Annotated in this window: 17 protein-coding genes; 5 read left to right on the plus strand and 12 right to left on the minus strand. The window is 75.0% G+C overall.

The features are described from left to right. Nucleotides 1-279: hypothetical protein (locus MUU72_RS18125; protein WP_248014344.1), on the plus strand; the 279-nt coding region annotated here is incomplete at its 5' end. Nucleotides 280-473: 194 nt separating this feature from the next. On the opposite strand, the gene MUU72_RS18130 is transcribed toward MUU72_RS18125, so the two are convergent. Next, on the minus strand, nt 474-1,481 hold the full coding sequence (locus MUU72_RS18130) for a stage II sporulation protein M (protein WP_248014345.1): 1,008 nt from the start codon (nt 1,479-1,481) through the stop codon (nt 474-476). A 150-nt stretch (nt 1,482-1,631) separates the two neighbouring features. On the opposite strand from MUU72_RS18130, the gene MUU72_RS18135 reads away from it, so the two are divergent. Next, complete coding sequence (locus tag MUU72_RS18135; protein WP_248014346.1) at nt 1,632-2,771, plus strand: RDD family protein; 1,140 nt, start codon at nt 1,632-1,634, stop codon at nt 2,769-2,771. Nucleotides 2,772-3,354: 583 nt separating this feature from the next. Here the strand turns inward: MUU72_RS18135 and MUU72_RS18140 are convergent. The 8 genes from MUU72_RS18140 to MUU72_RS18175 form a co-directional block, all read right to left on the minus strand. Beyond that, nucleotides 3,355-3,969: a hypothetical protein gene (locus MUU72_RS18140; protein ID WP_248014347.1), complete on the minus strand. Its 615-nt coding sequence runs from the start codon at nt 3,967-3,969 to the stop codon at nt 3,355-3,357. 159 nt (nt 3,970-4,128) lie between these two features. Beyond that, nucleotides 4,129-5,586 (minus strand): adenosylhomocysteinase, encoded by a 1,458-nt coding sequence (gene ahcY, locus MUU72_RS18145; protein ID WP_248014348.1) that lies wholly within the window; start codon nt 5,584-5,586, stop codon nt 4,129-4,131. Nucleotides 5,587-5,883: 297 nt separating this feature from the next. Next, the gene (locus tag MUU72_RS18150) at nt 5,884-6,828 is read right to left on the minus strand and encodes a cation diffusion facilitator family transporter (RefSeq protein ID WP_248014349.1); all 945 of its coding nucleotides are present in this window, start codon (nt 6,826-6,828) and stop codon (nt 5,884-5,886) included. Nucleotides 6,829-6,957: 129 nt separating this feature from the next. Further along, the gene (gene manA / locus MUU72_RS18155) at nt 6,958-8,160 is read right to left on the minus strand and encodes a mannose-6-phosphate isomerase, class I (RefSeq protein ID WP_248014350.1); all 1,203 of its coding nucleotides are present in this window, start codon (nt 8,158-8,160) and stop codon (nt 6,958-6,960) included. 66 nt (nt 8,161-8,226) lie between these two features. Beyond that, nucleotides 8,227-9,363, minus strand: a complete 1,137-nt coding sequence (locus tag MUU72_RS18160; RefSeq protein WP_248014351.1) for an SIS domain-containing protein — start codon at nt 9,361-9,363, stop codon at nt 8,227-8,229. Nucleotides 9,364-9,402: 39 nt separating this feature from the next. Next, entirely contained in the window at nt 9,403-9,597 is a 195-nt protein-coding gene (locus MUU72_RS18165; protein WP_248014352.1) for a Trm112 family protein, read from the minus strand. A gap of 132 nt (nt 9,598-9,729) precedes the next feature. After that, nucleotides 9,730-11,088, minus strand: a complete 1,359-nt coding sequence (locus MUU72_RS18170) for a phosphomannomutase/phosphoglucomutase (protein ID WP_248014353.1) — start codon at nt 11,086-11,088, stop codon at nt 9,730-9,732. Nucleotides 11,089-11,216: 128 nt separating this feature from the next. Then, on the minus strand, nt 11,217-11,663 hold the full coding sequence (locus MUU72_RS18175) for a DUF3499 domain-containing protein (protein WP_248014354.1): 447 nt from the start codon (nt 11,661-11,663) through the stop codon (nt 11,217-11,219). Nucleotides 11,664-11,910: 247 nt separating this feature from the next. Between MUU72_RS18175 and MUU72_RS18180 the strand changes: the two genes are divergently transcribed. Next, nucleotides 11,911-12,369 carry a metallopeptidase family protein gene (locus tag MUU72_RS18180; RefSeq protein WP_248014355.1) on the plus strand — a complete coding sequence of 153 codons (459 nt, stop codon included), beginning with the start codon at nt 11,911-11,913 and terminating at the stop codon, nt 12,367-12,369. A gap of 36 nt (nt 12,370-12,405) precedes the next feature. Here MUU72_RS18180 and MUU72_RS18185 read toward each other — a convergent pair whose 3' ends face one another. From MUU72_RS18185 to MUU72_RS18195, 3 genes are all read right to left on the minus strand, one after another. Next, complete coding sequence (locus tag MUU72_RS18185; protein WP_248014356.1) at nt 12,406-14,013, minus strand: DUF5719 family protein; 1,608 nt, start codon at nt 14,011-14,013, stop codon at nt 12,406-12,408. After that, the gene (locus tag MUU72_RS18190; RefSeq protein ID WP_248014357.1) at nt 14,010-17,795 is read right to left on the minus strand and encodes a glycosyltransferase; all 3,786 of its coding nucleotides are present in this window, start codon (nt 17,793-17,795) and stop codon (nt 14,010-14,012) included. The genes MUU72_RS18185 and MUU72_RS18190 overlap by 4 nt, the downstream gene beginning before the upstream one ends. A 319-nt stretch (nt 17,796-18,114) precedes the next feature. Next, nucleotides 18,115-18,378, minus strand: coding sequence for a WhiB family transcriptional regulator (locus MUU72_RS18195; RefSeq protein WP_003983763.1), 264 nt, complete (start codon nt 18,376-18,378; stop codon nt 18,115-18,117). A 716-nt stretch (nt 18,379-19,094) separates the two neighbouring features. Here MUU72_RS18195 and MUU72_RS18200 point away from each other — a divergent pair. Further along, on the plus strand, nt 19,095-19,679 hold the full coding sequence (locus tag MUU72_RS18200) for a cysteine dioxygenase (protein WP_248014358.1): 585 nt from the start codon (nt 19,095-19,097) through the stop codon (nt 19,677-19,679). 67 nt (nt 19,680-19,746) lie between these two features. After that, the gene (cofD, locus tag MUU72_RS18205) at nt 19,747-20,706 is read left to right on the plus strand and encodes a 2-phospho-L-lactate transferase (protein WP_248014359.1); all 960 of its coding nucleotides are present in this window, start codon (nt 19,747-19,749) and stop codon (nt 20,704-20,706) included. Nucleotides 20,707-20,830 lie beyond the last annotated feature (124 nt).

Here is a 20,830-nt window from a genome sequence, read left to right on the forward strand (position 1 = left end):
ACTCTATCAGATCCTTTCGGTTCCGATTTTCGCCGGTGCGATCCGGCCTTTCGGCTTTCTCGCGGTTCCAACCTTACCAGATCCGTTTCCGTCTCTGGCCCCCTGCTGGAGCGGGGTCCGGCCGTTTCGCTTTCGCTTTCCGGCCTTTCCGACTTTATCAGATCTTCTTTCGTGTCGGACCGCGTAGCGGCCGAGGCGAATTCCGTTCTGAATTACCCGTCGGAAGGGTTTTGCCTTTCGGCTTTTTTGACTTTATCAGAAGACGTTCGATCTGAATGAACGAGCGGGCTTCTGTAAGAGGTCGGTGCGCTCCGCCACTGTGAAGGTGGGGCCGGAGCGGACGTAGACGCTAACCGTCGCGGTTGAACCTGTCCAGTCCGTCGCAACCGTTTGAATCTACCTCACCCAGCAAGCCGTGTCAACGGATCGCTGGGATGGAGAGAGATTAGCAGGTCAGCGGGGTGGGACGCACCTCAGGCGGCGGTCGGGAGGAGCGCGTCGCGGTCGGCGGCGTCGACGTCGCCGGTCTCGCCGGCCCGGACCGCGCGGCCCCCGAGGACGTAGACGTAGGTCAGGAAGGCCAGCTCGGCGAGGACGCCGATGCCGATGCGGGCCCAGGTGGGGAGGCCGGAGGGGGTGACGAAGCCTTCGAGGATGCCGGAGACGAAGAGCACGGCGGCCAGGCCGAGGGCGACGCCGAGGGCGGCGCGACCCTCCTCGGCGAGGGTGGCGCGGCGGGTGCGCGGGCCCGGGTCGATGACGGTCCAGCCGAGGCGGAGGCCGATGCCGGCGGCGACGAAGACCGCGGTCAGTTCCAGGAGGCCGTGCGGGAGGATCAGGCCGAGGAAGGTGTCGAGGCGGCCCGCGGAGGCCATCAGGCCCAGGCCGGCGGCCAGGTTGAGCATGTTCTGGAAGAGGACCCACAGGACGGGGAGGCCGAGGAAGGCGCCGAAGACCAGGCAGAGGGCCACGGCCTGGGCGTTGTTCGTCCATACCTGGGCGGCGAAGGCCGCGGCGGGGTGGCTGGAGTAGTAGGTCTCGTACTCGCCGCCGGGGCGGGTCATCTCGCGGAGCTCCTGGGGGGCGCCGAGGGTGGCCTGGACCTCGGGGTGGGCCGCTATCCACCAGCCCAGGAGGGCGGCGACGGCGACGGAGAGCACCGCGGTGGGGATCCACCAGTGGCGCAGGCGGTAGACCGCGGCGGGGAACCCGGTGGTGAAGAAGCGGGCGGCGTCGCGCCAGGAGGACCTGCGGGCGCCGGTGACCTTGCTGCGGGCGCGGGCCACGAGGGAGGTCAGGCGGCCCGTCAGGGCGGGGTCGGGGGCGCTGGAGAGGAGGAGGGAGAGGTGCGTGGTGGTGCGTTGGTAGAGGGTGACGAGCTCGTCGGCCTCGGTGCCGGTCAGTCGGCGCTTGCGGTTCACCAGGGCTTCCAGGCGGTCCCAGTCGGCGCCGTGGGCCGTGACGAAGACATCGAGGTCCATAACGGGGGTCGCTCCTCGCAGCGCGGTGGGTGGGTGCCGGGTCAGCTTGGCAGACTGACCGGGCGCGGGGTCGTGGTCCTCAGGGGTGGCCCACCGGTAACGGTGGCCGGAGGGCGGGCTCCGGGAACCGAGGCGTGAGGGAGTGGGCGGATGAGTCAGCTGGTGACGGGTGAAGCGGTGGTCCTGGGGCTGCGGCCGGCCCGGCTGGCGAGCCGGGGGCTGGCGGTGGTGGTGGACCTCGCGGTGGCCTGGGCGGCGTACCTCGCGGTGACGCTGGGGATGGTGACCGCCTTGTCCTCGATGGACGAGGCGGTGCTGGCGGCGGTGACGGTGGCGACGTTCGTGCTGGTGCAGGTGGGGATTCCGATCGCGGTGGAGACGCTGAGCCACGGGCGGTCGCTGGGGAAGCTGATCTGCGGGCTGCGGGTGGTGCGGGAGGACGGCGGGCCGATCCGGTTCCGGCATGCGCTGGTGCGGGGCGCCATGGGGGCGATCGAGATCGTGATGACCATGGGGGTGGTGGCGTCGATCGCGTCCCTGGTGTCGGCGCGGGGGCGGCGCCTGGGGGACGTGTTCGCCGGGACCCTGGTGATCCGGGAGCGGGTGCCGGAGGCGGAGGCCGGCGGGGTGCTGCTGCCGGCGCCGCCCGCATGGCTGACCGGTGAGGTGGGCGGGCTGGATCTGTCCCGGGTCCCGGACGGGTGGTGGCTGGCCGTGCGGCAGTACCTGGGGCGGCTCGGGGAGCTGGACCCGTCGGCGGGTGCGGCGATGGCCGGGCGGCTCACCGCCGATCTGCGGGGTTACACGGGGGCGCAGGTGCCCGCCGGGGTGGACCCGACCCTTTATCTGGACTCGGTGGTGCGGGAGCGGCAGGGGCGGGAGTCCCGGCGGGCCTTCGGGGGTGTGCAGGCGGGCGGCGGTGCGGCGGGGCCGGCGGGGGCGGTCGCCGGGGGGACGGTGGCTTCGGGGGCGGTGGTCGCGGGGGCGCCGGTTTCCGGGGTGGCTGTGCCGGGTGGGGGTGCAGGGGGCGGGGTGGCCGGTGTCGGTGCCGGTCCCGGTACGGGTGTCCCGGTGGGTGGGCAGGCCGGTGGGGCGTGGGCGGCGCCTGGGGGCACGGGGTCGGCAGGTGCTGCGGGGGTGCCGCGTGGTGGTGCGGTGTCGGGTGCGGGGGTGTCGCCGGGTGCGGAAGTGGGTCTGGGGGCGGGAGTGGCGCCGGGGGTGCGTGAGGGCAGTGGTCCGGCGGGTGGAGAGGTACCGCGTGGGGGGAGCGGGTTCGCGCCGCCGGCGTAATGGGATGGCGGACGCCGGGGCCGGGGCTTGGAGCCAGCGCCCGGCGTCGCGGAGGCGCGGAGGCGCGGAGGCGCGGAGGCGCGAGGGTGGCGGGGCTGCGGCGTGGGGGGACAGGTCCGGGGGCGACCCGGTTCCGCGCCTGACGGGCGGCGTCCAGCCATCGCGTTCCGGAGGTCGGCCGCATCGCGCCGGGGTCAGCGCCTCGGGCCCGGACTCGTGGACGCACGGTCCCGGGCCCCGGCCCTGGAGGTGGGCTTTTAAAGGACGCCGGGCTCAGGATCTCCGACCCGTTCCCAGGAGCCCGACCGCCGGCCTCGTCCCCAGGGCTCCGGTCCCAGCACACCGGACCCCGGGGACCCGGCCTCAGCGCGCCGGGCCCCGGCACGCCGGTGCTCAACCCCCTCTCAGCACCCCGTTCTCCGTCCGCCGGGTTCCGTGTTTCCCGCCTCGTTCTCCTCCGTGCGGCCTCCGGCGTGCGGCGTGCGGCGTTCCTGTGGCGCGGCGTCGGCGGGGCGAGGGCGGCCGTGGCGGTGGGGGCAGGTGTGGCGGTGGGGGCGGGTGTGGCGGTGGGGGCGGGTGTTCGTCAGGTGAACGTCGACGGGGGTGTGTCGAGGGATTCGAGTTCGATGCCGGGGGCGGACAGGACGACGTCGCCGGCGAGGTGGACGGTGTGCTGTTCGCCGGTTTCGAGGTCGGTGACCTGGTATTCGTCGGCGATGAGCGGGGCGCTGTCAGTGGCGTGTGGTGTGCTGGAACGCAGGGCCCAGGACTGGTCGAGGGTGCGGGGTGCGAGGACGGGGGGTGTGAAGGCGACGAGCCGGACGCGGGTGGCGCCGGCGCCGAGGGCGGGGCGCAGCAGGCGGGCGGTGGCGACGAGGAAGGCCGGGGAGGCGCCGGTGAAGGCGTGCGCGGGGGCGTTCCCCTCGGTGGCGTGGGTGCCGGTGGGGTCGGTGCGGACCCAGGTGACGCCGTCCAGGGCGGCGCCGCGGACCTGCCAGGCGCGGGCGTGCAGTTCGAGGCGGAGCGGGCGGCCGAGGTCGTCGAGGGTGAGGTCGACGGAGCCGGTGTGCTCGCCGGCGGTGTCGAGGGTCTGGGAGACGTAGCGCCAGCCGGAGGGGCCGGGGGCGCAGTGGAAGTGTTCCTCGCCGAGGGGGGTGTGGTCGTGCGGGTCGTACAGGGAGTAGTGGCCGCGGGGCATGGGGGTGCAGTCCTTGGGACAGGGGGGTGGGGCGGTGCGCCGGTGGCGCGGGGTTTTCCGGGGACTCTACGGGTCAGGCCCCCGCCGAGGGGGCGGGGGCCTGGTGCCGGCGGCTGCCGAGGGTGCCGGGGGCCGGCCCGGGGGCGGGCCGGCGGCGGCTCAGTAGCGGTAGTGGTCGGACTTGTACGGGCCCTCGACCTCGACGCCGATGTAGGCGGCCTGCTCCGGGCGCAGGGTGGTGAGCTTGACGCCCAGCGCGTCCAGGTGGAGGCGGGCGACCTTCTCGTCCAGGTGCTTGGGCAGGACGTAGACGTCGGTCGGGTACTGCTCGGGCTTGGTGAACAGCTCGATCTGGGCCAGGGTCTGGTCCGCGAAGGAGTTGGACATCACGAACGAGGGGTGGCCGGTGGCGTTGCCGAGGTTGAGCAGGCGGCCCTCGGAGAGCACGATGATGGCCTTGCCGTCGGGGAAGGTCCAGGTGTGGACCTGCGGCTTGACCTCGTCCTTGACGATGCCGGGGATCTTCGCCAGGCCGGCCATGTCGATCTCGTTGTCGAAGTGGCCGATGTTGCCCACGATGGCCTGGTGCTTCATCTTGGCCATGTCGGCGGCCATGATGATGTCCTTGTTGCCGGTCGTGGTGACGAAGATGTCGGCGGTCTCGACGACGTCTTCGAGGGTGGCGACCTGATAGCCGTCCATCGCGGCCTGGAGGGCGCAGATCGGGTCGATCTCGGTGACGATGACGCGGGCGCCCTGGCCGCGCAGGGACTCCGCGCAGCCCTTGCCGACGTCGCCGTAGCCGCAGACGACCGCGACCTTGCCGCCGATGAGGACGTCGGTGGCGCGGTTGATGCCGTCGACGAGGGAGTGCCGGCAGCCGTACTTGTTGTCGAACTTCGACTTGGTCACCGCGTCGTTGACGTTGATCGCCGGGAAGAGCAGGACGCCGTCGCGCTGCATCTCGTAGAGGCGGTGGACGCCGGTGGTGGTCTCCTCGGTCACTCCGCGGATCTCGGACGCGAGCTTGGTCCACTTCTGCGGGTTCTCGGCGAGGGTGCGGTTGAGGAGCTCCAGGATGGCGCGGTGCTCGTCGTTCTCGGCGGTCTCGACCGCGGGGGCCTGGCCGGCCTTCTCGTACTCGACGCCCTTGTGGACGAGGAGGGTCGCGTCGCCGCCGTCGTCGAGGATCATGTTCGGGCCGCCGGTGGGGGCGTCCGGCCAGGTCAGGGCCTGCTCGGTGCACCACCAGTACTCGTCGAGGGTCTCGCCCTTCCAGGCGAAGACCGGGACGCCCCGGGGGTTGTCGGGGGTGCCGTCCGGGCCGACGGCGATGGCCGCGGCGGCGTGGTCCTGGGTGGAGAAGATGTTGCAGGAGGCCCAGCGGACCTGCGCGCCCAGGGCGACCAGGGTCTCGATCAGGACGGCGGTCTGCACGGTCATGTGCAGGGAGCCGGTGATCCGGGCGCCGCTGAGGGGCTGCTGGTCGGCGTACTCCTTGCGGATCGCCATCAGGCCGGGCATCTCGTGCTCGGCGAGGGTGATCTCCTTGCGGCCGAAGGCGGCGAGGGAAAGGTCGGCGACCTTGAAGTCCTGGCCGGTGGCTGCTGTCGTCATACGTGCTGCTCCTCGGATGTCGAGGTCGGTCGGGCAATTCGGGCAGTCTGCGGCGCGGGTCGGGGTCCCCGGTGGTGTCCGGGCGCACCGAGCCTACGTGGGGGCCGGTACACCTCTCCCCTTGCCGCAGCGCAGTCCGTCGGAGGCCCTCTCTCCCTCGGCCGGTCCGCGGTGCGGGCCGCCCGACCGCCATCAGCAGCGACGTCTGGCACTGGGATCGAATTTACACCGATCGGGTCCGTGACCCCAGACCGTGTGGACGTTGGCCGGTTCTGTGCGGTGGGCGGCCGGGCGGGGTCAGCCGGCGGCGGGCGGGGCGGCCGCGGCGGCGCGCTCGTCGTAGATGTCGGGTTCGAGGTAGATGACGCGGGCGATCGGGACGGCTTCGCGGATGCGGGCCTCGGCGGCGTCGATGGCGCGGGCGATCTCGGTGGCGGTGTCGTCGTGCTGGACGGCGATCTTGGCGGCGACGAGGAGTTCCTCGGGGCCGAGGTGGAGGGTGCGCATGTGGATGACGCGGGTGACGACGTCGCCGTCGACGAGCGCGGCGCGGATCCGGGCGACCTGGTCGGGGCCGGCGGCCTCGCCGAGCAGCAGGGACTTGGTCTCGGCGGCGAGGACGAGGGCGATCAGGACGAGCAGGGCGCCGATGCACATGGTGCCGATGCCGTCCCAGACGCTGTTGCCGGTGGCGAGGGTGAGGCCGACGCCGCCGAGGGCGAGGACGAGGCCGATCAGGGCGCCGAAGTCCTCCAGGAGGACGACGGGCAGCTCGGGGGCCTTGGCGCGGCGGATGAACTGCGCCCAGCTCTGCTGCCCGCGCAGTGCGTTGGACTCCTTGACGGCGGTGCGGAAGGAGAAGCCCTCGGCGACGACGGCGAAGACCAGGACGCCGACCGGCCAGTACCAGGCTTCCAGCGGCACGGGGTGCTGGATCTTCTCCCAGCCCTCGTAGAGCGCGAAGACGCCGCCGACGGTGAACAGGACGATGGAGACGAGGAAGCCGTAGATGTAGCGCTCGCGGCCGTAGCCGAAGGGGTGTTCCTCGGTGGCGGCGCGCTGGGCGCGCTTGCCGCCGAGGAGGAGCAGGCCCTGGTTGCCGGAGTCGGCGAGGGAGTGGACGCCTTCGGCGAGCATCGAGGAGGAGCCGCTGAAGGCGAAGGCGACGAACTTGGCCGCGGCGATCGCCAGGTTGGCGCCGAGCGCCGCCACGATCGCCTTGGTACCGCCGGATGCGCTCATGGGTGCGCCATGTCCCTTCCGTAGACCGGGCTTTACCGCCCCTTTAATGCCGTGCGGCGGTCATTGTTGCAGCCCGGTCCGCGGGCGCGGCGGCGAGGTTCGTCCCCGGGGGGGGCCGGGGGCGGTGGGTCAGACGGCGACGGTGGCGCGGAAGAGGGTGCCGTCGCCGGCGGCGGTGAGGTGTTCGCCGGCGGGGGCGAAGACGGCGCCGCCGGGGGTGAGGGCGGCCTCCCGGGTGGTGCCGCGATCGCTGGTCAGGCGGACGGCGCCGGCGGTGCACAGGAGGATCTGCGGGGGGCCGGCGGGCAGCGGGTGGGGGGCGCTGCCGGGGGCGAGGACGAAGCGGGAGAGCCGGAATTCGCCGGCGGGGGTGTCGTAGACCTCCTCGCCGCCGGTGTCCTCGGGGCGCAGCACGGCGGCGTCGCGGGGGGCGAAGCGGACCACGCGCAGGAGTTCGGGGACGTCGACGTGCTTGGGGGTCAGGCCGCAGCGCAGGACGTTGTCGGAGTTGGCCATCAGCTCGACGCCGAGGCCGCTGAGGTAGGCGTGCGGGATGCCGGCGCCGAGGAAGAGCGCTTCGCCGGGCTGGAGGCGGACGTGGTTGAGGAGCGTCGCGGCGAGGATGCCGGGGTCGCCGGGGTGGTGGTGGCCGAGGGTGGCGCAGGCGGCGTAGGCGGCGGCGTACGGGCCGCCCTTGGGGGCGAGCCGCTCGGCGGCGGCGGCGGTGCGGTCGGCGGTGTCGGCGAGGGCGCGGGGTTCGGCGCCGAGGACGGCGCTGAGGACCTCGCGCAGGGCGGCCTCGGCGGGCTCGGCGCGCAGGATGTCGGCATAGGGCTTGAGGTCGCCGATGCCGAGGTCCTCCAGGAGGTCGGCGGTCTCGGCGGGGTGGCGGAAGCCGCAGAGGCCCTCGAAGGGGGTGAGGGCGCAGATGAGTTCGGGCTTGTGGTTGCGGTCCTTGTAGTTGCGGTGCGGGGCGTCGAGGGGGATGCCGCGGGCCTCCTCGGCGGCGTAGCCGGCCTCGGCCCGGGTGCGGTCGGGGTGGACCTGGAGGGAGAGGGGGGCGCCGGCGGCGAGGAGTTTGAACAGGAACGGCAGGCGGGGGCCGAAGGCGCGGACGGTGTCGGGGCCCAGTTCGGCCTCGGGGTCGGCGGCGATGACGTCGGCGAGGGAGACCGGGCCGTGGCCGCGGTCGAGGCGGGAGGGGGCGCCGGGGTGGGCGCCGAACCACATCTCGGCCTGGGGTTCGCCGGTGGGCGGGACGCCGAGGAGGTCGGGCAGGGCGGTGGTGGAGCCCCAGGCGTAGGGGCGCACGGTGTTGACGAGGCGGTCCATGGGGGGCTGCTTCCTGACGGTGCGGGGCGGTCCGGCGGGGCGCCGCCGGGCGGCGCCCCGCCATGATCACTCGGTGCCGGCGAGCGCCAGGTAAACGGCGCCGAAATCGGCGATGGCGAGGAGTTCCGCGGCGCGTTCCAGGTCGCTGCCGGTGCCTGGTTCCAGTGCGCTGAGGGGGGTGTCGCGTTCGTCGGCGAGCTGCTGGGCGGCGCGGGTGGCGGACAGGGCGTCCGGGGCGCGTTCGCGGAGCAGGACGATCCTGGCGTGCAGGGCGGGGGGCTGCTCGACGCGGTCGCGGAAGAAGTCGTCGGGGTCGGCGCCGGCGGCGAGCGCGCCGGCCAGCAGGGTGCGGTGGGTCAGCAGCGCCTCGGGGAGCTCGGCGGCGAGCGCGGGGCGGCCCGCCAGGCCGGCGAGTTCGGTGGCGAAGTGGCGGCCGACGGCGCCGGCGAGCGGGCCCTCGGTCCAGATCAGCGGGAGCGCGTCGGCGAGGTCGGCGGCGAGGGTCTTGCCGGGGTTGGTGTACGTGGGGATGGCCGGGCCGCAGCGTTCGGCGACCTGGTCGAGGCGGTCGGCGAGGGAGCCGAGGGCGTCCGGCGGGGCGCTGATCAGGCCGATCCGGTCGGCGAGCGCGAGCAGCGGGATGAGCACGGACCACAGGGTGCCGGGGGCGGCGGGCGGGGCGCCCTCGAGGTCGAACTCGGCGTCGTAGGCGGTGGTGGCGAGCGGCACGGCCAGGCCGCGGGCCTGGATGATGGCGTCGGCGAGGGGGCCGCCGGCGGGGGTGACGGCGACGACGGCGCAGCCGCGGCGGTACGCCTGCTCGACGAGTTCGGCCAGGCCGGGGTCGGCGGCGTCGGGGCCGGCGAGCAGGAGCAGGTCGAGCGGGCCGGCCCAGCCGGGGAGGGTCCAGCGCAGCGCGCCGGGGACGGGGGCGACGCCGGTGGGCTGGAGGAGGCTGACCGGGCAGCTGCCGCCGCTGAGGGCGCGCAGCAGGTCGGCGACGCCGGCGGCGGCCGGGCCGGGGCCGGCGACCAGGACGGCGCGGGGCCGGCCGTCGGGGGTCAGTTCGGCGATGCCGGCCTCGGCCGCGCTGCGGACGGCGGTGCGGACCCGGGCGCCGGATTCGGCGACGGCGCGCAGCAGGCCGAAGCGGTCGGCGCCGGCCAGCGCCTCGGGAGCGTCGAGCAGGGACTCGTCGAGCATGGTGGCGCGGCCTCCGTTCGCCGGCGGGCTGGTACCGGGTCAGGCGGTGGGGGTGCCCTTGGGGGTGGCTTCGTCGACGAGGAGGACGGGGATGCCGTCCCGGACCGGGTAGGCCAGCTCGCAGTCGGCGGAGGTGCAGACCAGCTCGGCCGGGTCCGCCGCGGTGCGGTCCGTGAGCGGGGCGTGGCAGGCCGGGCAGGCGAGGATCTCCAGCAGGCTGGCTTCGACGGGCATCGGGCGCTCCTTCGGCGTGGTTGCGGCGTGGCCAGCGTACCGCCGGTGCGGGGGGCGGGGCCTGCCCGGAGGGGGTGTGGCCCGGTGGGGCGCCGCCGGGCCACACGCCTCCACCGGGCCGTTGCCGGGCGGTCAGCCGCGGATGATCCCCAGGGCCTCGTCGCGGACCCGGTCGACGGTGGTGCGGTCGCGGGCCTCGGCGTTGAGGCGGAGCAGCGGTTCGGTGTTGGAGGGGCGGACGTTGAACCACCAGTCGGGGGCGGTGACGGTGAGGCCGTCGAGCTCGTCGAGGGTGATGCCGTCGCGGCCCTGGTAGGCGGCCTTGACGGCGGCGAGGCGGGCGGTCTGGTCGTCGACGGTGCTGTTGATCTCGCCGGAGGCGGCGTACCGGTCGTAGGCGGCGACGAGCTGGGACAGCGGGCGGTCCTGTTCGCCGAGGGCGGCCAGGACGTGGAGGGCGGCGAGCATGCCGGTGTCGGCGTTCCAGAAGTCGCGGAAGTAGTAGTGCGCGGAGTGCTCGCCGCCGAAGACGGCGCCGGTGCGGGCCATTTCGGCCTTGATGAAGGAGTGGCCGACGCGGGTGCGGACGGGGGTGCCGCCGTGCTCCTTGACGACCTCGGGGACGGACCAGGAGGTGATGCAGTTGTGGATGACCGTGCCGCCGGGGTGCTTGGCCAGTTCGCGGGCGGCGACCAGGGCGGTGATCGCGGACGGGGAGACCGGGTCGCCGTGCTCGTCGACGACGAAGCAGCGGTCGGCGTCGCCGTCGAAGGCCAGGCCGAGGTCGGCGCCGACGGCGCGGACGCGGGCCGTCAGGTCGGTGATGTTCTTCGGGTCGAGGGGGTTGGCCTCGTGGTTGGGGAACGAGCCGTCGAGCTCGAAGTAGAGGGCGTCGAGGTCGAGCGGCAGGCCCTCGAAGACGGTGGGGACGGTGTGGCCGCCCATGCCGTTGCCGGCGTCGACGACGACCTTCAGGGGGCGGATGGCGGTGAGGTCCACCAGGGACCGCAGGTGGGCGGCGTAGTCGGCGAGGACGTCGCGGTGGGTGACCGTGCCGGGCCGGGCGGCCGGTTCCGGGGCGCCCTCGGTGCTCCAGCGCTCCACCAGGGCGCGGATGTCGGCCAGGCCGGTGTCCTGGCCCACGGGGGCGGCGCCCGCCCGGCACATCTTGATGCCGTTGTAGCGGGCCGGGTTGTGCGAGGCGGTGAACATCGCGCCGGGCAGGTTGAGTGCGCCGCTGGCGTAGTACAGCTGGTCGGTGGAGCACAGGCCGATCTCGGTGACGTCGGCGCCGCGGGCGGCCGCGCCGCGTCCGAAGGCGGCGGCCAGGCCGGGGGACGAGGGCCGCATGTCGTGCCCGATGACGATCGCGTCGGCGCCGGTGACCTCGACGAAGGCCGCGCCGAAGAGTTCGGCCAGGGTCTCGTCCCACTGGTCGGGGACCACACCGCGCACGTCGTACGCCTTCACGATCTGCGACAGATCAGTCACAGCCAAGCCCTCCTGGAGTCGCGTCGGAGTCACAAACCTACCCGCAGGTTCGGTGCGGGGGCCGTGAACAAGCCGGGTACGGCGGCGGGCGGGCCGGTGGCGGTCCGGGAGGACTGAGCGCGGGCCGGTCAGGAGTCGGGTGAGCGCAGGACCCGGAGGTGGCCGCGGCGGGCGACCTCCATGGGGTGGCCGTCGCGTCCGGTGGGGGCCGGGGTGTCGGTGCCGCCGGCGGCGCGCTCCTGGGGGCGGGCGGCCTCGCGGACGGCGTTGGCGAGGGCTTCGAGGTCGTCGCCGCTGGGCCGGGCGGGGCCGGAGTCGATGGCGAGGCGGACGACTTCCCACCCGCGGGGGGCGGTCAGGCGCTCGGAGTGCTCGGCGCACAGGTCGTAGCAGTGCGGCTCGGCGTAGGTGGCGAGCGGTCCGAGCACGGCGGTCGAATCCGCGTAGACGTACGTCAGCGTTGCGACGGCGGGGCGGCCGCACGCAGTGCGCGAACAGCGACGTACAGGGCTCACGACGTTGGACGGTACCGCACTCTTGAGCGGGCCGCGACGACTCCGCCCCGGCTCACCCAACCGTGTCGTCCCGCTTCGTCCGATGCGTCTGACCTGCACCCCGCGACCGGGGCCGGAGCCGCGGGGCGGTGCGGCGGGCGGCACCTCCGGACGAGGTGGGGCAATTCATGTCAGGACGCAGGGGCGGGGCGGTCGGAGGCGGGGCCGCAAACGATCCGAAGGGGGTCCGGTCCGGTCACCCGGCGACAAGTGGCGAGTTGTCGCACAACGCGGTGCGGGCCGTCCCCGGAGGGCTACGCTCGATCTGATGGACAGTCCCGTACCTCCCCGCCCGGCGGCGCCGCGGCCCCGCCACCGCGACCGGCACGGCCGCGGTATGCGCGGCCCGATCGCCCCGCCCCAGGTGCCGCTGTCGGTGTCCCGCGCCGACGCGTTCGCGGATCTCGTCTACGACTCCCGGGACCGGCTGGAGCGGCGCTGGCCGCAGCTGGCGCAGGTCGACTTCCTGGTGCTGGAGGTGCCGGGCTTCGGGCCGGACGGGGATCCGGACCCGCTGGCGGACGAGGAGGGCGTGCCGCTGGGCCGGGCGCTGCCGGCCGAGGGCGGATATCGCGACCGGATCGTGATCTACCGCCGGCCGGTGGAGATCCGCAGCAAGGGCCGCGACGAGCGGGCGCTGCTGGTGCACGAGGTCGTCGTCGAGCAGGTCGCCGACCTGCTGGGGCTGGCACCGGAGTCGGTGGACCCGCGCTACGGGCAGGAGTGAGCCGGAGCGCGGGTCCGGGGCGGGCCGGGCGCCGGGTCAGCGGGTGAGCAGCGACAGGTCCTGGCCGGCGGACGGGACGAGCACCGAGCCGCGGTCGTCGGGCAGCGGCTGGATGGTGAAGGCCGGCACCCCGCCCTGGGGCAGCGCCAGCATCCGCGAGGCGTGGACCGGGCCGCCGCCGGGCTTGGGGGCGACGGTCAGCGCGTAGGCGCCCTTGAGGCCGGCGGGCCGCGGCGGGGTGACCGCCAGGGTGGTGCCGCCCTTGACCGTGTACGTCCGGGAGGCCGGGGTGCCGCCCCCGGAGCCGGCCGAGGCGGTGACCGTCACCGTGGCGTCCTTGCCCTTCTCGGGGGCCACCAGGAAGAGGGTGCTGCCCTTGTCCCGGTTGTCGGCGGCGGTGCCGCGCGCCTCCAGGGGGCGGGTCGCCGGGATGAAGGCCATCTCCTGGTCGGCGCCCTTGCCGCGGGTGACCCGCACGGCGGCGGTGACCGGTGCGGCGGACCCGTCGTCGCCCGGCGTGAGGACCAGCGAACCGGCCTCGCCCCGGGTGAGGCCCTTCAGGTCGGCGGTGACCGCCATCCCGCTCTTGACGTGCAGGGACTCCAGGCCGGCCGGGGTGATCAGACCGGTCTTGGTGGCCAGCTGGACCTTGAGGTCGGCGTCGGAGTCGCCGGGGGCCACCACGACCAGCTGGACGTCGGTGGCGTCGGCCGGGATGCCGGGGAGGACGGCGGACGGTGCCGGGTCGGCGGCCGGTGGCAGCCAGTCGCCGCCCTGCGTGCCGTCGGCGGCCTGCACGGCGGCCCCGATCCGGCCGGAGCGGGCGGTGACGTGCAGCGCCGCACCGTCGACGGGGGTGCCGGTGAGGGTGGACAGCAGCACCGGGACCGTGGTGTGCGGCGGGACGGTGATGTCCTCGCCGCCGCCGCCCGACAGCGGGCCGTCCTTGCCGCGCAGCTCCAGGTCGACGACGGCCGGCACCGGGTCGGGGTTGGTCAGGTGGACGTAGTCGGTGCGGCCGGAGGCGGTGCTCACCCCGGGGAACCAGAACTGGGTGTCCGGGGCGGTGCAGCTCAGCCCCTGGAGCCCGCGGCCGGAGCCGGCCGCGATCGCGGTGGTCTGCTGGACCGTCCAGCCGGGCGCCAGCAGCCCGTCGGCGTTGCCGGTCAGCGCCGGGGCGTCGGCGCTGTCGGTGGACGCGGTGACCGGCTTCCCGGCCTGCGTCAGGGGCACCACCGGCTTGGTGTCGGGCGGCGGGACGGTCCGCGGCCCGCCGGCGTCCGCACCCCCGGCGGGGCCCTTGGTGTCCTTGGCGCCCTTGCCGTCCTTGGCGTTCCGGCCGCCCTTGCCGGCGGGGTTGCCGCCGCTGTCGGCGACGGTGCCGGCCGGCTGGAGCTGGGCGGTGCCCTTCTTGGTGTCCGCGCCGGCCGCGGCGCCCGGCGGCGCGAACGCGGTGTAGGTGGTGTCGGCCACCTCGGAGGAGCTGGGCGCCGGGCAGACCAGCGTGGACCGCTGGACGGGCAGCCGGGTGCCGCCCGCGGGCGCCGCGGCCGGGGCGCCGCCCGGGGCCGCGACCGCGGCGACCCCGGTGACGGCGGCCAGTGCGGCCGCCGCGGCGGTCAGGGACAAGATGGTGCGCTTCACTGCTGCTCGCTCCCGTCACGGCGCGGCTCGGGGAAGGCGCCGGGATACGTCGTGCCGTCGTAGGGCTGCTGGTAGGGCGCGGACTGCTCCGGCGCGGTGCCGGGGTAGGGCTGCTGGGCGCCGTAGCCGTACGGGTCGTAGGCGCCCGCCTGGTAGGGGTCGGCCGGATAGCCGCCGGGCGGGTAGCCCTCGGCCGGATAGCCGTCGGCCGGGTACCCCTCTGCCGGATAGCCGGCGGCCTGGTACGGGGCGGCCTGGTACGGGTCGCCGGCCGGGGCGTGGCCGTACGGGTCCGCCGGGGCCTGGGCCGGGGCGGCCTGCCAGTCCTCGTAGGAGGGCTGCGCGGGGACCGCGGCGTACGGGTCGGCGGGCGGCGCGGGGTCCGGGACGGGGGCCGGCTCCGGGGCGGCCGGGGGCTCCTGGCCCGTGCCGGCGGTCGTGGCGCCCGCCGGGGACGCGGCCGCGGCGGCCTCGGCGCGGTCCCGCAGCCGGCGGGCCCGGCGGCCCTCCCCCGCGGGCTGCGGAGCGGCGGCCGCGGCGGCCTCCTCGGGCAGGTCGTCGTCGATCTCCCGGCGGCGGCCCGGCAGCGCCATCACCACCAGGACGAGGGCGAGCAGGCCCTGCGTCCACAGCCACAGGGTGTGGCCGAGGGGGGCGTCGTGGGTGAGGTCGAGCCGGCCGCCGCCGGTCGGCAGCTGGAAGCCCTGGGCCCAGCCGTCGACCGTGACGGGCTTGAGCGGCGTGCCGTCGAGGGTGGCGTGCCAGCCGTCGTCGGCGGCGTCGGCGATCCGCAGGACCCGGCCGGCGGGCCCGGCGGGCACCTTCGCGGTGTGCGCCTCGACCGGGCCGGCCGGGACCGGGACGGGCGCGGCGGCGTCGCCGCTGCCGGTGCCCTCCTCGGTCGTTCCGGACACGATCGCGATCCGGGACACCCGCTGGTCGACCCGCCACAGGGCGCTGCCGTCGTCCTGGCTGAGCCGGGTCAGGCCCGGGGTGGCGTCCAGGACGCGGCCCATCTCGCGTGGGGCGCCCTTGCGGACCAGGACGTAGCGGACCGCGTAGCCGCCGAGCCGGTCGGTCTGGTCGGCGCCGGACCCGGCGACGAGGTGCGCGACGACGGCGTCGAGCCGGGCGTCCGGGCCCGCCTCGGCGGCCAGGTCGGCGTCGCCGAGCCGGGCCCCGGAGCCGCGGACGAGGGAGTAGGAGACCGTGCCGGGCGTACCGTCCAGGACGAGGGTGCGGGCCTGGTCGGAGGTCGAGGACTCCTCGGCGACGAACGCCGGGACCTGCGTGGGGTCGCGCCGCTCGACCGGCCCGGCCGCCCCGGTGACCATCCAGCTGACCGCGGCGTACAGGGGGGCGACCAGGCAGGCCGCGGCGATCAGCACGGCGGCCGGCTGCTTCCAGCCGAAGCCGAGCGCGGCCATCCGGGTGCGGATGCCCTCGGCGCCGACCGCGGCCGCGCACAGCAGCGCCAGCCCGTAGACGAGCATGGCCGGGCCGGTCCAGCCGGACGCGTTGCCGAGCGCGGCGCACAGCAGCCCGGTCAGGGCGACCGCCCAGGCGGTGCGGGTCGCGGTCCGCCGCTCGTCGCGCAGCATGGCGCCGAGCGCGGCCAGGACGACGCCCAGCAGCAGGACGCCGCCGACCGCCTTGGGTCCGCCGGGGCTGAGCCCGACCAGGTCCAGGACGGACGCGGACCCGGCGCCGTAGTCCAGCCCGGCCTCCCGGAAGAACCGCGAGGGGTGCGCGAGCAGCGCCAGCGACCAGGGCGCCAGCACCACCAGCGGCACCACCGCCACGGCCAGGAACCGCAGCGCGTACGCCACGATCAGGCCGCGGCTGCCGTCGAGGAACCGCAGGACCAGCAGCGCCACGCCGAGCACCACCGCGATCGGCCAGACGATCGGGGTGAAGGCGGTGGTGACGGTGACCAGCAGCGCGTAGGCCCAGGCGGCGCGCCAGCCGGGGCGGGTGCCGGGGGCCAGCCGCAGGCCGCTCGCGGCGACCGCGGCACGGGCCATCAGCGGCAGCAGCACGGCCAGCACGGCGGTGCCCAGCCGGCCGCCGGCCAGCGCGCCGGTCGCGGCGGGCAGGAACGCGTAGGCGACGCTGCCCCAGGCGCGCAGCAGCCGGGAGGCGACCAGCGGGCGGGACGCGAAGTAGGCGGTCAGGCCGGCCAGCGGGACCGAGCAGACCAGCAGCAGGGTCAGGGTGAAGCCGGTGCTGCCGAGGAAGACCGTGGAGAGCACGGCCAGTACGGCGAGGTAGGGCGGGGCGGACGCGGTGTCGCCGACGCCGACCGGGTGCCAGCCCTGGACGTAGGACGACCACAGGGCGCCCAGGCCGTCCGGGGCGGGCAGCAGCGCGCCGCCGGCCAGCGAACCGCCGCCGAGCAGCCCGCGGCAGGCGACCAGCGAGACGACCAGCAGTACCAGGAAGAGCACCGGGGCGGGGCGGCGGGCGATCCGCTTGAGCCGGGCGAACTGCTCGATCTCCAGGAAGTCGGCGTCGTCGCCGCCGGGCCCGGACTCGACGGCGCCGTGCCGGCCGGAGGACGCCACGTCGGGGGCGGCCCGGCCGGCGAGGTTGCCGGCGATCTGCTCGACGGTGGCCCGGACGGTGGCGCCGGGCGGCGGGAACAGCGGCCGCAGTTCACCCGCGTCCACCGGTGGTTTCCCGCGCCGCTTGCGGGCGGCGAGGATCTTGCCGGGCCGCAGCAGGGTGCCGAACAGCCCGGCGAGTTCGTCCAGCGCCTGCCCGGGGACCTTCCCGACCAGGTAGGCGACGACCCGCAGCAGGGTGCCGATCAGCAGCCGCACCAGGGTGTACGGGACCAGCGCGCCGCGGGTGTTGGCGAGCAGGGTGTAGACCGCGCCCGCCTTGTCGACGCGGTGCGGGCTGGCCACCGAGCGGCCGACGCAGTCGATGGGGCGGCGCTCCCGGGCGGCGGCCTCGGCGTGCCGGAGCACCGCGTCGGGGGCGACCAGGACCTGGTGGCCGGCGGCCTGGGCGCGCCAGCACAGGTCGACGTCGTCGCGCATCAGCGGCAGCCGGCGGTCGAAGCCGCCCAGCTGCTCGTAGACGTCGCGGCGGATGAGCATGCCGGCGGTGGAGACGGACAGCACGGGGCGGACCTGGTCGTGCTGGCCCTGGTCCTGTTCGCGGCGGTCCAGCCCGGTCCAACGGCGGCCGCTGCGGGCGATGCTGACGCCGGCTTCGAGCAGCTGCCGGCGGTCGTACCAGCTGCGGAGCTTGGGGCCCACGATGGCGGTGGACGGGCTGGCGTCGGCGACCCGCAGCAGGGCGGCGAGGGCGTCGGGGGCGGGCGCGCAGTCGTCGTGCAGCAGCCACAGCCACTGGACCGGCTCCCCGTGCGGGAGTTCCGGCATGTCGTACGCCTCGTCCTGCCAGGTGCGGCTGACCGGGTCCCAGCCGCTGGGGCGGCGCAGGTAGGGCAGGTCGTCCGGGCCGAGGACGGGAGCGGTGCGCACGGCCTCGTCGACGGCGGTGCCGAAGCCGGAGCGGCGGGCGAGGTGCAGGACGCGGTCGTCGCCGATCGCCTCGGCGAGCAGCTGGGCGGAGTCGTCCGCGCTGCCGGTGTCGGCGCCGATGACGTTCTGCACCGGGCGTTCCTGGCCGAGCAGGCCGGCCAGTGCGTCGGGCAGCCAGCGGCCGCCGTCGTGGGAGACGAGCACGGCGGTGACGACGTGTCGCGGGAACTCTGGTGTGGCGGCTGCGTACGGGGCGGCCTGGGCCGCCGGCTGGCTGTGCACGGACATCGAGGTACGGGCCCTCCGGACCCGGGGGTCCGGGGCCCGCGGCGAAGTCGCTCAAGGCCCCCGCCCCCGGAAGACACTGCGACGGACTACGAGGGACACGCGCACCCCGCGCCGGCGGCGTTGGCGTGTCTCGGACGGGGCCCCACACTAATGCTTCGCGCGCGGCCGCCGACCGGGTCCGTACACAGCAGACCGCCTCCGGCGGGCGGGGCGCCGGAGGCGGTGGGTTCGCTATAGGGGGATATGGGGAGTTGGGGTGGTGCGGCGGCGTGGTCGGCGCGGCCGCGCGGAGCGGGTACGGGGGGCCGGCGGGTCACGGTCAGACGGCGGCCTTCTTGAGCCGGCGCCGCTCGCGTTCCGACAGTCCGCCCCAGATACCGAAGCGTTCGTCGTTGGCGAGGGCGTATTCGAGGCACTCGGACCGGACTTCGCAGGCGAGGCAGACCTTCTTCGCCTCGCGGGTGGAGCCACCCTTCTCCGGGAAGAAGGACTCGGGGTCGGTCTGGGCGCACAGTGCGCGCTCCTGCCAGCCGAGCTCCTCGTCCGCCTCCTCGACCAGCAATTCCTGGAACAGCTCGGTCATGTGCGCCCCTCGTCTGTCTTTACGTCCCCGTGATCAAGCCGTGATCGAATTCGGCTGAACGACACGAGTGAAATTACAAGTGTGCTGATCCGGGCCAGTCAAGCCGAGATCTGCTATTGGGCCTCTTATTCACTCTGCGGAACCAAGCGCGTGCGGAAAGTGTTCAAATCATGCAAAACCAGGACACTTCCTCGGGCGGTTGACCCGCACTCCCGATCCCACCGACCAAGACGCCGCGGAACGGGTTCCGCGTTGCACCCCGCCCCCCGAAGCGGGCGAGATCACAGCCGGATCACAGGTCCGCAACGGCAGCCGTGGGGCGGTTGGTGACCGCTTGTCCCCGCCCCGGGGTGCATAAACCTTTCTCCGGACGGTGTAACCGGATGAGGTGAACCCCGTCCCACACCTCCCTCCCCGTTTGACAGCGCGCCGCCGCCCCGTGTCTCCTTGACCGCATGCCAGCGACCCCCGCGCACCGACTGACCCGTTCCTACGGGTCGCGCTGCGCCGTGCAGGCCCGCTGTCGCTGTTCCAGCTGTCGCAGCCACTGAGCTCCAGCCCCCCGCGCCCGCGCCATCCCGCGGCGCACCCCTCCCCGCGCGCACCGCGCCGCGCCTCCCACGAGGAACGGCCCGCGCCGTGCCGCACCCCCTTTCCAGCCACCGCTGGCCGGGACCCCCGCGCGCCGCCCAGCACTTCCGCCGAGGAATCCGCCCATGAACAGCGACGTCCAGATCGCCGGCGACCCGCTCGCCCTCCCCCACCTCCTGCCGCCCGTCCCCGCCCACCCCGCGACCGTCGCCGGCTTCGTCGGCCTGGCCCGCGCGATCGCCGCCGACCGCGCGTCCTGGGCCCCGCTGGTCCGCTACGACGCCACCACCCGCTGGTACCACCGGCTGCGCACCGTCCCCGGGAGCACCGGCCCCGGCCGCGCCGCCCAGGTCCCCGTCGGCTACGAGGTGTGGCTGCTGAGCTGGCTCCCCGGCCAGGGCAGCGGACGGCACGACCACGGCCCGTCCTCGGGTGTACTGACCGTGCTGGAGGGCGAGTTGACCGAGCACGGCCCCGGCGGGACGCGGGCCCTGCCGGCCGGCGGCCGGGAGCGGGTCTTCGCCCCCGGCTACGTCCACGAGGTCGTCAACGACGCCCTGGTGCCGGCCGTCAGCCTGCACGTGTACTTCCCCGGCCTGACCGAGATGCCGATGCGCCCCCGCCCGCGGCACCGGCCGGCCGCGGGCACCCCCGCCGCACCGCGCACCGCCCTGGGCGCGGCCCCGGCCCCCGGGACCGCGGCGCCCTGACGACCGGGCGTTCCCGCCTCGCCCCCGTCCCGCGCCCGCCACCCGTCCGGCTGCGACACTTACCCGCATGCGCATTGTGGTTCTGGCCGGCGGTATCGGCGGCGCCCGCTTCCTGCGGGGACTGAAGGCAGCGGCTCCGGACGCGGAGATCACCGTCATCGGCAACACCGGCGACGACATCCACCTGTTCGGGCTGAAGGTGTGTCCGGACCTCGACACCGTGATGTACACGCTCGGCGGCGGCATCAACGAGGACCAGGGCTGGGGGCGGGCCGCCGAGACGTTCCGGGTCAAGGAGGAACTGGCCGCGTACGGCGTCGGACCGGAGTGGTTCGGGCTGGGCGACCGGGACTTCGCCACCCACATCGTGCGGACCCAGATGCTCGGCGCCGGCTATCCGCTCAGCGCCGTCACCGAGGCGCTGTGCGACCGCTGGCAGCCCGGCGTGCGGCTGCTGCCGATGTCCGACGACCGGGTCGAGACCCACGTCGCCATCGAGGACGGGACCGGCGAGCGCAAGGCGGTGCACTTCCAGGAGTACTGGGTGCGGCTGCGGGCCTCGGTACCGGCGCTCGCCGTGGTGCCGGTCGGCGCCGAACAGGCCAAGCCCGCCCCCGGCGTCCTGGAGGCCCTCGCGGCCGCCGACGTGATCCTCTTCCCGCCGTCCAACCCGGTCGTCAGCGTCGGCACGATCCTGTCCGTACCCGGCATCCGGGAGGCCGTCGCCGAGGCCGCCGCCCCGGTCGTCGGCCTCTCCCCCATCGTCGGCGACGCCCCGGTGCGCGGTATGGCCGACAAGGTGCTGGAGGCGGTCGGCGTGGAGTCCACCGCGGCGGCGGTGGCCAAGCACTACGGCGCCGGCCTGCTGGACGGCTGGCTGGTGGACGAGGTCGACGCGGCCGCCGTCCCCGAGGTCGAGGCCGCCGGCATCCCCTGCCGCGCCGTCCCCCTGATGATGACGGACCTGGACGCCACCGCCGCCATGGCCCGCACGGCCCTCGCCCTGGCGGCGGAGGTACGGGGGTGACGGGGGTGCCGGGAGCCTCGGGCCGGGCGGGGGTGCCGGAAGTGGCGAGTGTGGCTGCTGCCGTGGTGGGTGCTGCTGAGGTAAGGGATGCGGCTGCTGCGGTGGTGAGTGGTGCCGGAGTGAC

It is taken from the genome of Streptomyces rhizoryzae (assembly GCF_023155275.1).
In the GTDB taxonomy this organism is placed as follows: Bacteria; Actinomycetota; Actinomycetes; order Streptomycetales; family Streptomycetaceae; genus Streptomyces; species Streptomyces rhizoryzae.

What these genes read in the sequence shown, in the direction of transcription:
- MUU72_RS18130 (WP_248014345.1), bottom strand. Translation starts at nt 1,481, where the DNA reads ATGGACCTCGATGTCTTCGTCACGGCCCACGGCGCCGACTGGGACCGC.
- MUU72_RS18135 (WP_248014346.1), top strand. Translation starts at nt 1,632, where the DNA reads ATGAGTCAGCTGGTGACGGGTGAAGCGGTGGTCCTGGGGCTGCGGCCG.
- MUU72_RS18140 (WP_248014347.1), bottom strand. Translation starts at nt 3,969, where the DNA reads ATGCCCCGCGGCCACTACTCCCTGTACGACCCGCACGACCACACCCCC.
- ahcY (WP_248014348.1), bottom strand. Translation starts at nt 5,586, where the DNA reads ATGACGACAGCAGCCACCGGCCAGGACTTCAAGGTCGCCGACCTTTCC.
- MUU72_RS18150 (WP_248014349.1), bottom strand. Translation starts at nt 6,828, where the DNA reads ATGAGCGCATCCGGCGGTACCAAGGCGATCGTGGCGGCGCTCGGCGCC.
- manA (WP_248014350.1), bottom strand. Translation starts at nt 8,160, where the DNA reads ATGGACCGCCTCGTCAACACCGTGCGCCCCTACGCCTGGGGCTCCACC.
- MUU72_RS18160 (WP_248014351.1), bottom strand. Translation starts at nt 9,363, where the DNA reads ATGCTCGACGAGTCCCTGCTCGACGCTCCCGAGGCGCTGGCCGGCGCC.
- MUU72_RS18165 (WP_248014352.1), bottom strand. Translation starts at nt 9,597, where the DNA reads ATGCCCGTCGAAGCCAGCCTGCTGGAGATCCTCGCCTGCCCGGCCTGC.
- MUU72_RS18180 (WP_248014355.1), top strand. Translation starts at nt 11,911, where the DNA reads ATGGACAGTCCCGTACCTCCCCGCCCGGCGGCGCCGCGGCCCCGCCAC.
- MUU72_RS18190 (WP_248014357.1), bottom strand. Translation starts at nt 17,795, where the DNA reads ATGTCCGTGCACAGCCAGCCGGCGGCCCAGGCCGCCCCGTACGCAGCC.
- MUU72_RS18195 (WP_003983763.1), bottom strand. Translation starts at nt 18,378, where the DNA reads ATGACCGAGCTGTTCCAGGAATTGCTGGTCGAGGAGGCGGACGAGGAG.
- MUU72_RS18200 (WP_248014358.1), top strand. Translation starts at nt 19,095, where the DNA reads ATGAACAGCGACGTCCAGATCGCCGGCGACCCGCTCGCCCTCCCCCAC.
- cofD (WP_248014359.1), top strand. Translation starts at nt 19,747, where the DNA reads ATGCGCATTGTGGTTCTGGCCGGCGGTATCGGCGGCGCCCGCTTCCTG.